Raw genomic sequence first — 14,212 nt, forward strand, 5'->3', positions numbered from 1 at the left:
TTAACAAAAAAATAACCATCATATCAGAGCTGATAACAGTGTGCCACACCTGAAAGAAGAAAAATAATGTCTGGAATGAAGATAAAAAATGAAAAAATGAAAAAAAATGAGAAGAGACCTTCTCAGTAACCATAATTTTCGGGCCTGAATTCAGGCATTGAGACCTTGAATTTTTCCATCTGCTCATCAATGAAAACATCCTTTTCATCGGTCATAGAGTAAAGCGCCTTGATAGCTTTTGTCAGAGATGCTTTCTCGAACCGGGAAAGCTCCAGCTGGTCCCTTGAACCTCTCTCAACAAGCTCGCAGGCTTTAATTGCAGCGTTCTTTGAACGGAGGTAGATGTCGTCACCATCCTCTACAATGGCCTCTCCGATTCTGTACGCATTATCAAATGCAAGTATGAAGGACTGAGGATCACGATATCTGTCCGAGGCCATTAGCACATCCCTGAAGACCTTTGTATAACCGGCTTCAATAGCCGTGTTCAGCATAGAGCAATCATAGGATAATGTTTCACCCCAGCACTGGACACTCGTTCCACCAAATTCGCCGTGATACTCCACGGACTCATTGGACCAGAGATCACAGCACTGCATGACAAGGTTACCCATGACATCAGAGTGTGCACATGTTGAAGCTTTTCCCTCCTGCGAAATAGGTACACCAGCAATTGCTTTTATGATCGTGTTCTCATATCCGCAATCCTTACCCGGGCCAACAGCTCCTGCCTCGTATGCTGCAAGTGATCTTGGTGCAGAGATTGCCCTTGCCACTATAGCCATCGTATGTGCGAGTTTCCTGTCAAGGAGACCTCCTGCGATGAACATTGCAGTATTGGCCTGGGAACAATCAGTATCTCCTGCGGCGATCACATTGTGCTTCTTTGCAATACTGCTGATCTCAGACCAGATATATTCAACATCAAGAGTTCCAAGAATTCCTATAGAGAACATAATTCCCGGAATGTCATTATGGAGAATTGCATTATCAAAAACACCCTTCCCACCAAGCGATTCAATGGAAAGCATATCGGAACCGCTGGATGCTACCTGCTCAAACGATTCCATAAGAATATCATAATGATCACCACGCAGATCAAGGGTCTCACGACCTCCACGGATGTCAGCAAGAGTGGTACGTAATGCACATTTGATACCGTATTCATCATAATATTCTTCCATGATCGTCTTCTGTGCATGTGATATATCGGCTCCCCACTCAGGATTCATTGTCATTGGAAGAACATGTTCGGTCTCAAGCACCACAGAAGGAAAACCCACCTGAACCATCCTTTGAAGGACATCAGTTGTTATCTTCTCATATTCTGCAACAAGCGTTTCTTTAGACTTTCCTGATGAAGGTCTGGGTGCATAATTTACCTCTGCAGAAGTGTAACCAGCTCCGATCTCCAGATCAAAACCAGTAGTGAGAGGATTAGGACAATGTCCAAAAACCATGTCCTCAAAATCATCATATGCCATTTTTGTGTAGCGTTTTATATCCATAAATAAACCACCATCAATGTTTGTGGAACTCCTTCCTGAGGCTTTCAATATCAAATCCTTTCAGAATAGCATCTGCGATCTTCGGAACATCTGCTGCTTCTTCACAATAGAGACCAAGAGCGTACTGGGAAATGAAATCCTGGTTAACTGCGCCCCCGCCACATACCACAGGAACATTAATATCACTATCAAGAAGACGTGAATTTACATCACTGAATGCAGACATCGTAGTTGTCATAAGAGCTGTTCCGGTAACCATTAGAGGTTTCTCTCTTTTCACAGCAGATATGACCTCTTCGACAGGAACATCCTTTCCAAGATCAATAACCTCATACCCTTTTGCCCTGAGAAGCACTGTTACGATCTTCTTGCCGATGTCATGAATGTCACCCTCCACAACATATGAAATTACCTTACCCTTGTATTCGTGTTCCTCTCCTGACTGCTCCTTACAGAACTCAATTCCTTCGATCATCGCCTGGGCTGAGATAATAACATCAGGAAGGTAAAGCATATTATCATCATAAAGTGTTGAAACGACCTCCATCCCTACCATAAGTGCATTATTTATCAGGGACAGAGGGTCCTTACCTTTTTCAATGGCATTCTTAAGACTCTCCACAACTTCATCTTCATCGCCATCAAAAACCGCCCTTGCAACCTCACGTATAGCTTCATCTACAGGGAACAGACCCTCTGCAACCTCTTCAGGCGTCATTTCCTGCTCTATCCTTACATTGTACCGTACCAGGGTACGTTGAGGATTTATGTCAATCAAAAATTACTCCTCCATAAATATCAATGGCCTATGATCCATCCAATAATAATTAATGAATTCAGATTAATAAATCATGATGTCAGATACAATAAATACTTTATTGAACTATTTAAAGTGATAACTTCCGGAATATGAATATCAGGTTCTGTTCAACTCACGGCAGGTAGCGACCAATGCATCCTGTTTGTTCCAGCTACCTTTTGCCAACCGTGTCTCAACAGAAACCACCATCCCGTTACTGGTTAGCAAAGGAAGTGAGAAAAGTGCTCCCTTACCTGAAACAGCATCACTAAAATGGTTTGCAACATCCAGCACTTTATTATGGGGATGCATTTTTATGAAATTCATACCGGTAATCTCCTCTTTCGAATAACCAAGTCTTTTTGTCACGCTTTCATTTGTATATAGGACACAGCCCTCATTATCAAGAACAAATATCAGGTCTTCGATGCTGTCAAGAAGCAATTTCAGGTCGTTCTGGTTCTTCTGCAGATCAACTTCAGTCTCAACACGGCCTATTATGGATCCGATCTGTCCGGCAATTGTCTCCACTGATGTATGAACATCATAGGGCATATCATACTCAAGATGGGATCCAAGAAATAGAACTGCCACGGTCTCTTCCCTGTACTTCACAGGGACAATTGCAGTAGCAAGAAGCCCTTCATCCACACGATCATCATGACGGGTCAATGGGAAAATTTCATAATAAAGCTTATAGACCGGATAGCCCGCCAGGAAGAACCTGCTTTGTATGGAATCGGAACCAAAGTGGGAGTTAGCCTTAACAAAATCGTCAGACAAACCATTATGTGATACAAGATTCAGATCGCCACTGTTCTTGTCTACGATATAAAGAGCACCACAATCAAGACCTTCTGTATGTAAAGAGAACTCCAGAAGCTGGTCAAAAGTTTCCTGAAGATCACCAGATGGAGTAAAGAAATTACCCACCTCGGACTCAATATTAAGGAACTGGTTGATCCTTTTACGTTCGGTTATGTCAAGGATTATACCCTGCAAATTTGTAAGTTCACCTTCCTCATTATATTTTGGAGTCGTTCTTTCTTCCACCCAACGAATATCTCCGGACTTTGTAATTATACGGTACTCTACACGATACTCAGAAGCGCCTTCAGCATTCTTCCGGGCAAAGTATGCATGCACCCTTTCAGAATCAGAAGGGTGAATTATGTCACTGTAGTTCAACTCTCCTGAAAGGAAATCATCTGGAGAATAACCAAACTTTTCGATGTTTTCAGAAACAAACTCTACAGGCCATTCCGAATCAGAACCCCAGAAGAAAACAACAGCAGGACTTGTTTTTATTACTTCCTGAAGGACCTTTTGGACCTCCAGTGATTCCAGCAGTTTCTGTTCTTTTTCTTTCTGCTCGGTAATATCATGAATAATGGCCATTACCGAAGGTATCCCTTTGTGTTCAATGTGGGAGATCGTAATCTCAACAGGAACAGACTTTCCACCTTTTCCCAGAAGGAGAACTTCAGACCTGCGATTGATACTCTTTTTCCTTTCAAGTACCTTTGAGAATAGCTTTTCGATCATTCTTCTGTATTCAGGTGCCAGGTAATCTGAAAATTTTGTACCTTCCACCTTATCGCGGGATATCCCCACGATCTCAGAGAACATTGTATTTACAAATTGGAGCATACCTCCCTGAACTATAGCCACACCATCATTTCCTTTTTCGATGAGCGTGGAATATTTCTCCTCGGATGCCCTGAGCGCTTCATCCGCTTCCTTGTTAACAACAAGTTCCCACATGGCCTGAAGAAGCAGCTTAATATTATACGTGTCAAAATAATTGTATGCTTTATTGTTGTTACCAACACCAAGAACAAACCTGATGGAACCACCCTCATAGAATGGCATTTCCAGCAGTTTGACATCTTTCCCCAGACCATCGGGGTAATCGTATTCTTCCATAACGTTAGAATACAAAGGCACATTTTTAGAAATGCGCTTCAAAAAGTCCTTTTTCAGCTCAGAAGAACAATCATGGAGATCTTCAGTAAATGAATACTGACCTTGCTCGTCTTTTGAAAGGCAGAGGATCTTACTGGGTATTTCATTATCCCCTACTCTCACAAGATAACCACTATTACTCTTTGTGAGATCCAGAGCCGAACGAAGAGCAAATCGGGAAATACTGGATACATCCTGACCTCCCATCTTGCTTAGTTCAAGAAGCTTTTTCAGACGGGACTCGTTCTGCTGAAGAGATTCCTCACCCACCTTATGCAGGGTTATATCGTCAAAGAGAGCCATACCACCATGAGGAAAACCATCTACTATCAATGAACTTACATTTAAACGAAGCAACAGAGAGCCATTTCTTTTTGGAAGCTGGGTCTCAGCTTCAAATGTGTTTGATCTTCCTTTAAGGATCTTATTAATGCCTTCACTGACCTCGTGATCTTTAAGGAAATCAAAAAGGCTCTTTCCAATAGCATTTTCATAAGAGACTTCAAATAATTCACCAAATGCTTCGTTTGAGTTGATGATGATACCTTGCTGATCAAAACGTACAATCCCCATAGGCGATTTCTCAAAGAGAAGCCTGAAGTTCTTCTCAGTGTCCACAAGAGCTTCTTTTGCCTTCCTTTTTTCCCGAATATCATTAATACTAAGAATAAGACCAGGTTTCCCCTCATAGTCATCAACTGACCCGGTTATTTCCACAGGGATGATCTCATTATCTTTTGAAAAAAGGCTCACTTCATAACTTTTAGTGTCCTTCTTACCGGAAAGCCATTTTTTGACCCTTCTTGAGACCATACGTTGATATTCATTAGGAAGGTGTGATAGCAGGTCCGAACCTATGACATCTTCCCTTGACAGGCCTCTGAGTTCACAGAACTTTGAATTAGTATATTTAATAAGATCATCCTGAACAACAATGATACCTTCAATTCCTTTTTCAACGAGGGTAGAATATTTCTCTTCAGATGATAGCAATTCCTCTGCTTTTTTAAGTTCAGTGATGTCTTCAAATGCTAAAAGCACCAGACATTCATCATCTCCCATTAAAGATATACGACTTGCATTCAGCGAAATGGAACGTGTACCAACACTGCCGAATGTATATGTGAATTCAAAATCTCTGAGAACTTTGCCTTGCGAACAAACTTCTTTGAATCTGAAAACTAAATCAGGAGAATTCTCCCAGAACTCAGCAAGTTTTTCCGCCTCTTTACCAATTATGTCTTCCGACCTGACTTTGAACATTTCATAGAATGAATCATTCGCATAGGTCGCTTCAAGATCATTGTTCACTACCAAAAGAGACTCCTTTAGAGAACTTACGATCGGCTCAAAACGACAGTTTGCATGACCGAAACCAGACAGATCAAGCATTTCGATCATAAAACCACAGGCAGATCCGATAGAACCATCAGCATCAACTACAAGACTGGTAAGAACCCTTACCTGCACTATAGAGCCATCCTTTGCCAGTATCCTGTAACTCTGGACAAACGATGAGATTCCTTCAGTTTCCCGATAACCATCTATTTCGGAAACTATACGCTTCAGGTCATGAGGGTGAACAAGATCTGAATACGAAATATCCTCCGCCACACATTCTTCAGCACTATAGCCGAAAAGTGATACATTTTCAGAAACATCCAGGATCTTCCAGCCATTCTCAAGATCCCATAAGAAAAAGACAGAGCCTTCGCTATTGAATTCGGGCATACTGCCCAACGCTGCTAAGATTGACTCCTTTTCAGCAGGCTTAAAGCCCGCATTAACTCTGGAATTGTATATAGTATACATCTCCCGTTTTGCACGTTTTTGTGATGTTTTCCTGCTTCACAGACTTTTAGTTGTTAATGAGAAGACTAACGTATTTATTGCTTTGGATTTTTCAATATATCCTGAATAGCAATTTTAAAATAACTCCAATCTGATGTGCCTTCTTTTCATTTATATACGAGGAATGAACGAAAAGGTTATCTAAACGAAAGTATTATCTTAAATTAACGAATAAATTAAATTGCTCACATCTAATGATCTATAGTAGCTTCCTTCGATCCAATCCTTTACTTTTAGATCAATATCCAGTACAGAGTACCTTATAGGTGTGAGCTTATAATCAAATCTATTAGTTTTACTTAGGTTTAGCCTATCACATTGAGCTTGTTCCAGTCAAGAACATCCTCAGGACATGCATGGATACATTTCTGGCAATGTGCTCCATCACAAAGATCAGTTCGTATGCTGACATTGCAATCCTCTTCTTCAAGGGCATCGTTTGGACAGACTTCCATACACTTGTGACAATCGATACATCCCTCTACTTCCATCCTGAGATAGGTGCCAACCTGTTCAAGAACATGCAGACCCTCATCACCAAGGTCAGGAATATCTTTCACAACACGCTTTTCGACCTCAGGAGCAGCCTTTACAACATCAAGTGTAGGGAGTCCCTTTTTCTTCAGGAACTTTTTCAGGGCCTTGAAAGGCATTCCTTCGTTCCAGTAAGAAAGCTCAAGGATGTAAGCTTCTTTAAATGCCTCATCTGTTGCGAACATCACATGAGTACCAACGATCTCCCTTGCTATATTCTGGAGTTCCCATAATCTGTCTTCCGACATCAGGATCTCCTTTGCAACGATAAGGGAAGTGTTACCGATCTGGCACACATTTGCAACGTTGTATGGAATCATGCCGATACGATGCGCTTTCAATGCATCCATATATGTGCCCGCTGCACCGGACATGTAAGCTACCTGCACATCTTCCATGGATATACCTGCAGCATTACAGAGAGTCACATGACCTGCACGTATGGCACCAATAGCCCTTCCTGCTTCTACAAGGTCTTTTTCCGTGAATTTGACTCCATCCTGAAGATATAGCATCTTATCGCTTGTTTTAACGCTAGGAAGCTGGATGATGCCGTTGTTCATAGCCTCATCGATGAGTGCAATAACTCCTGTACCTGTAATCCCGGTTGCTTTAATGGCACCTTCCTCCACCACAGCACCGTTCTTGTAGCTCACAAGAGATCCTGATACAGTGTTCATCTCCTCATCGAGGACAAAGTTTCGCAGGTTTCCATCATTAAACTCGATATCTGAGATAACGAAAGGACGGGCAATACTGCCATCTCCGATCTCCTGCCCTTCAAGTGCAGGACCTGCAGCTGCAGATCCTGTATAGATCACGTTTCCAACCTTAAGGGCCATCTCCGCATTGGTTCCGTAATCGGTTGCTATAGAAATATCATCGGAGTCAAGCATGCCAGATTTTACGATCAGTGCGAGAGCATCAGCACCGACCTCATGTTTGATAGCAGGAGGGATAACAACCTTGCAGTCAAGATCCTCGAGACCTTTTATATCAGTGCTGTCAACAATTGCAGCATCACGCTCCTGCTCCTGAATATTCATCAGTTGCTTCTTTCTTTCACCTGCATATGCAAGATCATCAATAGGAATTCCCTGGAAAAGTGACAGTTGTATCGGGTTCCCGCAAATGGCTATCCTTTCAACTTTGCCACCCTCAGGTTCAAGTTCATCAACAATGTGCCTGAACGCATTGATTACAAGCCCATGTGCCTTATCCTGTCCATATGTCATCGCAAAATCCAAATGGTCCATTACATTAGCACCCGGAAGAGGATTCCTCATTGTAATGACGGTCCTCTTGATCTCACCACTATCCAAATCCACTTTTTGCGCCCTGAAACCGCTTGTTCCAAGGTCTATTGCAATTCCTGTTCGCATGATCCTGACTCCTTACTCGCTGGCCAAACCAGATAATGTGGTTTGAAATAAAAATCTATAAAAATAAAATAAATTAAGGTCCTGATCTACAGGACCCTTAGCTTATGCAATTTGCTCAGGCAAAGTATTCGTCTCTTGTCTCGACCATTGCCTTAATGTTCTCCACAGGTGTCTTTGGTGCAATACCACAGCCTGGAGCCAGTACAGCAACGCCATCATCGAGAGCTTTCTTTGAGTCTTCCTTGACCTTTGCAACATCGCCTGCAAGCAATGTGAAAGGACTGGAGACATTACCCACGATAACCGCTCGGTCACCTGCTTTTGAGATAGCACCTTTAAGGTCTTCGACCTTCTCTTCAATGCTAAGTCCCTCGAACTTGCAGTCTGCCATCATGTCAAGGATAGGGGTTACATTACCACATACGTGGAGTACCATTGGACATTTGACGCCCTCTGCAAACCTTATTAGTCTTGGTTTGAGCATAGTATCGAATGTGGATGGGTTCATTAGGTCGGGGGATGCTACAGGGTCAGGTACACAGATCACATCTGCGCCTGCATCTGCCAGTGCATTTGCGTATTCGATACATGCTTCTGTTGCAAAGTCTAGGATTGTCTCAAAGTCATCTGGTTTCTTGATTGACCATTTCATGAACTTCTTGACACTTGCAAGATCGGATGCAAGAGTTACAGGGCCTTCCATTCCGGCTATCAGAGGGATGTCGTCTCCGACCTTTTCCCTTATCATCTTTGAGGCTTCTAGTACAGCAGGGATCCTTCCCTGGCTAAGCAGATCTGCAGGCATCTCAAGGTTGTCAACACCTTTTGGATATGGGTGATCTGTTACGGATGGTTGCCTGTCCTGTGTTCCCATGTTAACCTCACAGCCCATTGCTTCTGCAAGGACGGTAAGACAATATGGATACCTGACAGCTTCCAGACCAGCAATCTCATGTGATGCGATGGAAAGTGCTGCCATTTTCTCTGGATCACTGTGTGCTTCCGGCCATGCAGCACCGGTCTGTTCCATAAGATCTACAGTAGCAGTCTGGGTTACGGACACTACAGGGGTTTTGTCAACTTCCTCTTGATTTAATGCTTTCATCAATCTTTCTTTTGGTGTTAGATCGGTCATTTTTTCTCACTCCATTTATTTTAGGATAGGATCGTGCCTGATACAGCACATATTAGTTTTTACGCTCACAATATGGGTGGTTTTACCCAAAATGAAGTCTAGAATTATAATATTTAAACATTTGTTTTGCTAAAAACAAATATATAAACAAAGCGATTTAGTAAAGAAAATTAAATATGTAATGTTGAAAATAAAATATGTATATTGATAATGTTTTTTTTAGAATAATTCGTTTTGTTAAAAAAAATAGATTTTATTAAACAAATATACTTATATATAATAAACAAACAAGTTAGTAGATATTATAATATAAAAAGAAATCTTCATTTTAATGAGTATATTAATAACAAAAGATGAAACTAATACAAAAATAAGTATCAATAAACGTGTTAATATCTTAGATGTAAATAATCTATTAAAAGTATATAATTAATAACAAATTACTATAAATAATAGGTATTAAAAAAACAATTTGATTTTGTTGTAAAAAGGAGAAATAACCTATACTAATTAAAAAAAGGAAAAAAGAAATTAAAAAACATTACCTATTTTATTTAGAACAATAATTTCCCAAAGGATGAAAAACGGACCTACATCAATCAATATTTTAGTAAGGACCCTTATATTTCTATTTATTTGTAACATTATTTTCCTTACTGCGCCCCCGGCCAGCGCACTCACCCACATAGATGTAAATCCTACAAATACGCCAGGCGGTGCAGTCATTCTCATAATTGACGGACTTGGTTCATCCTACGTATATCCTGAAATAACGCCTTATGCTATAGACGGGAAAACTACTGAAAAACCACTTGTTAATAACATAAACATTGTATCTGACAATGGTCTCAGAGCACTAAATATGCTAACACCCTCTTCAGAAGGTGAGACAGGCCATCTGGTAATAGTAACAGGAAATTCAGGTGCAACCCCTGCAATGATCTCCCAAACAGATGCTACAATCTATGATATAGCACACAGGAATAATTATCTTGCAATTGGAATACTTCAAAAAGGAGACATTCCGGAATTACTTACAGAACAGGACATAGTAGTGCATGATATCACTACATCCATCAATGACCCTCAAATGGAAGTACTAACACATTCCCTGTATAAGAGCGAATACGAGAACCTGCAAACATCCCTGACAGAGATGATGGAAACAAATGCAGATCTGGCACCAAGTTACATAGATCAATACAAGGAAGGAAGCATTGAACGCTATTATGCATACAACCGCTGGGCCATGGACACTGCTATTGAGATCCTTGGTCTCATGCACGAGAATTACCCTGAGCAGAAATTTATCCTGACCATCAACGTCGGTGCAGTAGATACGGCAGGACTCTATCGCAGGAGTGAAGGTTATGCAGATACCATCGAAGACCTTGACATAATGATTGGTGAACTTTATGAAGTAGCAGAAGAGAATGGCCTGGCATTGATAATAACATCGGACCATGGCATGGCATTCCAGTCCGCAGACGGGAGGGGAGGAAGCAAATCGGATAAATATGCCAGCCAGCCGGAAGTTCTCAGGATACCTTTTATTGTAGCGTCGAAGAACCTGAAGAGTGAAATTCTCGAAGGCGAATTCAACCAACAGGACATTGCACCCACCATACTCAACGTGCTTGACGTTCCTGATGAGATGCGCTTTAGCAACGGCAGGTCGCTCGCCTCGAAGGACTACGTTAATTTTAAGGTCATACTGCCTGAAGCAGGTGCTGTCACAATATACAGAGCAAACGAAACGGTCTCCAGAGCAAGCGGAGATGATTCATACGTGTTCTACGGGCTCAACCGGAATGAGCACTATATTATCGTCGTTGAAACAACAGGAGAGACCGGAAACATTATTGAGAGGAATGTGTTCTCCGACACAGATCAGGTCATCAGATTCAGCCCGTCACCGGATATTTCAAAACCCGTCGATAGCCCTGAGCAAAAAAACACACTACGCACTTTCGGGTCTGTTCTCATAGTACTCATAAACCTGGCAGGACTTGGCATCATCTTCAGGATCATAAAGAAATGAGATCCCGCTAACACAAACTATTTTTATAAAGCAACCCCATTCTTACCGATGATCGTTGGCGTACTCGGACCGGCAGGATCCTACTCGGATAAAGCTGCAAAAGGCTGGATGGAAAAACAGGGGATATCAGATAGTTCATCCCTTTTGTACTATGATGATATCAGCGACACTTTTTCCGCGGTCATCGAAGGAAAAACGGAGATCGGAATCATCCCCATCGAAAACTCCATTGAAGGCTCAGTCGGTATAACACTTGACCTTTTGCTCGATAGTGATGTTACTATTATAGGAGAGGTCGTGGTACCCATTGAACACTGTCTGTTATCCAAAGGGAAGATGGACGACATCCGAGTCATACTTTCACATCCGCAGGCACTTGCACAGTGCAGGCAGTTCATAAGGACACATTTCAGGAATGTTGAGATACGCACAACAGGAAGTACGTCGCATGCTGCCAAGCTTGCCAACGAGTTCGAGGAAATGGCAGCCATTGCATCGAAGGAATCAGCAGAAGCATACGGTCTTAATATACTGATGCCGAACATCCAGGACCGGAAACAGAACCACACCCGTTTTATCGCGATCCGAAGGACAGACAGTGAGACCGGCGAGACAAACACTGAAGATGCCTGTACCCACAAGACATCCATAATAGCATACATAGGGAATGACAAAGCAGGTTCACTGTATGAGCTTCTCGGGGAATTTGCAAAAAGGGACATCAATCTTACAAGGATCGAATCCAGGCCATCCAAGAGGTCGCTAGGTGACTATCTTTTCTACATCGACCTGGAAGGCAGCACATCCGATGCAATTATAAAAGATGCTCTATATCATATTGAATCCAGAGTGTCCATGCTGAAGGTCCTTGGTTCATATAATGGCTACCAGCTGGATAGCTAAAAACACATTTTTATAATAAGGGATGAATAGTGTTCTAGCAATCTTGGTAATTTATAAGATAGGGATCTGTGGTCATGGATATTGATGGATTTATTAAAAAACAGGAATCTGCGGTCAATAAATATCACCGTATCTACAAGATACTGGACTTTTCCATTATCGCATTGATATCTTTTAGCCTGCTGAAGATACTGAACATCGACCTTTTGCTTTTCACATACAGGACCTTTGAACTCTATGCGGATTCAACATATGGCCCCGGTGATGCCATCCCTGCAGGAAGCCTTTTACTTGCAGCAATATCCATCATCGTTGCCCTCGTTCTGACCATTGCCATACATATCAGGGATAAAAAAGTACAGATAGTATCACTTATCGAGAAAAAGTTCCCGCCTCTGAACGAGAGGCTTCGTACAGCGAAAGACAACAAGAACATTCACAACATCATTGTTGATGAACTCATGGGCAACGTCCTTGACATTGCCTCAAAGGTCAACACATCAGAGCTTCTCGAGAAAAAGAGATTCAAGGCCAGCATGGCCCTGCTTGTTGCATCCCTTGTGATCTTCGCTTTCGTGAACGTTAGCGACTATCGTTCGGATGTTGACCCAGATGATCTTGCAGAGATTATAGGGGATCTTCCATTCATACCCGATAAAGAGAATGCTACATCTCCTGATGAGTCATTTACACTTGACAGTGACACGGGGAACGGCGGGGAGGAAGATCTCATGGGTGAACCGGCTATAATAGTGGTCGAGGGAGAGGAAGTAGACCTGTCGCTACCACCAGGAGCAGGAACCGGATTTTCCGCAGGAGAGGAAGGTGAGGAACAGCCGCCTGAATTTGAGAGCTCTTCAGCCTACGAGGTAGGACTGATCTCATCCCCTGCCTATTATGAACAACTCCCTGAAGGTTATGAGAATCTCATAAAGGAATACTTCGAGGAGATGACTAAGAACTAAGGTCATCACATTGACTATCACACATAATGTCACATCACTATCAAATCAATATTAAATTAACAAATTCGATCTATCGCAATACAAGGAGAACATTAAATGAATTCCAATGACGCCGGATCCGGTGAACTTGAACGGGTCTACAGGGGTGCTGGAGATGCCTTTGCAGCACTTTTCAATGAGATATCAAAGGTCATAGTCGGACAGAAGGACACGGTAGAACAGATCGTTATTGCGATCCTGTGTAACGGCCATGCACTGATGGAAAGTAATCCCGGACTTGGAAAGACGCTTACGGTATCCACCATATCCAGAACAATGGACCTCGATTTCAGCAGGATACAGTGTACCCCGGACCTGATGCCTGCAGATATCACAGGTACGCACATCATCGAGGAGAGAGGCGGAAGCAAGGAATTCAAGTTCGAGCCGGGACCGGTATTCTCCAACATCGTCCTTGCAGATGAGATCAACCGTGCTTCACCAAAGACCCAATCTGCATTGCTCGAAGCCATGCAGGAAAAGCAGGTCACCGTTGGTAATGATACTTTCCTGCTTGACAAACCGTTCTTCTTACTTGCAACCCAGAACCCTATCGAGATGGAGGGAACTTTCCCGCTACCGGAAGCACAGCTTGACAGGTTCCTTTTGAAGATCCTGCTGGACTACCCATCCCTTGAAGAGGAAAAAGAGATCGTAAGACGCTACACACAGTACGAGGAACCACAGGTCAGGAAGGTGCTTGACAAGAGAATGGTATTACAGTTGCAGCGCCTTACAAGAGACATGCCAATTGCTGATGACATCAAGGACAGGGCCATCAGGATCGTAATGGCAACACGTAAGTGGACCGACTTCATCGAATACGGTGCATCCCCAAGGGCATCCATCGGACTTATACTTGCAGCAAAGGCACGTGCACTTGTCAACAGCAGGAACTTTGTCAGCAACGAGGACATCGAAGCCATGGCATACCCGATCCTGAGACACAGGATCATGCTAACCTTTGAGTCAGAAAGGCGTGGCATCACACAGGATCAGGTCATCAAGGAAATCCTTGGAAAGGTCAAGTGATCTCCTGACAAATGTAAGCAATGTAATAAATTCAGCCAGGTTAAGCCGAAAATAACGA

The 14,212-nt window shown here is 42.5% G+C and carries 9 protein-coding genes; 4 read left to right on the top strand and 5 right to left on the bottom strand.

Annotation, left to right across the window (positions count from 1 at the left end; all coding sequences use genetic code 11):
• Nucleotides 1–122 precede the first annotated feature (122 nt).
• From mtaB to mtaA, 5 genes are all read right to left on the bottom strand, one after another.
• Nucleotides 123–1,508, bottom strand: a complete 1,386-nt coding sequence (mtaB, locus tag WOA13_RS02795) for a methanol--corrinoid protein co-methyltransferase MtaB (protein WP_342126469.1) — start codon at nucleotides 1,506–1,508, stop codon at nucleotides 123–125.
• A 13-nt stretch (nucleotides 1,509–1,521) separates the two neighbouring features.
• Nucleotides 1,522–2,286, bottom strand: a complete 765-nt coding sequence (mtaC, locus tag WOA13_RS02800; protein WP_342126470.1) for a methanol--corrinoid protein MtaC — start codon at nucleotides 2,284–2,286, stop codon at nucleotides 1,522–1,524.
• 138 nt (nucleotides 2,287–2,424) lie between these two features.
• On the bottom strand, nucleotides 2,425–6,003 hold the full coding sequence (locus tag WOA13_RS02805; RefSeq protein WP_342126471.1) for a PAS domain S-box protein: 3,579 nt from the start codon (nucleotides 6,001–6,003) through the stop codon (nucleotides 2,425–2,427).
• A gap of 425 nt (nucleotides 6,004–6,428) precedes the next feature.
• Entirely contained in the window at nucleotides 6,429–8,039 is a 1,611-nt protein-coding gene (locus WOA13_RS02810) for a methylamine methyltransferase corrinoid protein reductive activase (protein WP_342126472.1), read from the bottom strand.
• 115 nt (nucleotides 8,040–8,154) lie between these two features.
• Complete coding sequence (mtaA, locus tag WOA13_RS02815; RefSeq protein WP_342126473.1) at nucleotides 8,155–9,174, bottom strand: methylcobamide:CoM methyltransferase MtaA; 1,020 nt, start codon at nucleotides 9,172–9,174, stop codon at nucleotides 8,155–8,157.
• Nucleotides 9,175–9,751: 577 nt separating this feature from the next.
• On the opposite strand from mtaA, the gene WOA13_RS02820 reads away from it, so the two are divergent.
• From WOA13_RS02820 to WOA13_RS02835, 4 genes are all read left to right on the top strand, one after another.
• On the top strand, nucleotides 9,752–11,215 hold the full coding sequence (locus WOA13_RS02820; RefSeq protein ID WP_342126474.1) for a sulfatase-like hydrolase/transferase: 1,464 nt from the start codon (nucleotides 9,752–9,754) through the stop codon (nucleotides 11,213–11,215).
• 48 nt (nucleotides 11,216–11,263) lie between these two features.
• Nucleotides 11,264–12,118, top strand: coding sequence for a prephenate dehydratase (gene pheA, locus WOA13_RS02825; RefSeq protein WP_342126475.1), 855 nt, complete (start codon nucleotides 11,264–11,266; stop codon nucleotides 12,116–12,118).
• 74 nt (nucleotides 12,119–12,192) lie between these two features.
• A complete protein-coding gene (locus tag WOA13_RS02830) occupies nucleotides 12,193–13,083 on the top strand; it encodes a DUF7502 family protein (protein WP_342126476.1) in 891 nt (296 codons plus the stop codon).
• Between the two features lie 96 nt (nucleotides 13,084–13,179).
• A complete protein-coding gene (locus WOA13_RS02835; RefSeq protein ID WP_342126477.1) occupies nucleotides 13,180–14,154 on the top strand; it encodes an AAA family ATPase in 975 nt (324 codons plus the stop codon).
• The last annotated feature ends 58 nt before the right edge of the window (nucleotides 14,155–14,212 follow it).

This window comes from Methanococcoides sp. LMO-2, assembly GCF_038432375.1.
In the GTDB taxonomy this organism is placed as follows: Archaea; Halobacteriota; Methanosarcinia; order Methanosarcinales; family Methanosarcinaceae; genus Methanococcoides; species Methanococcoides cohabitans.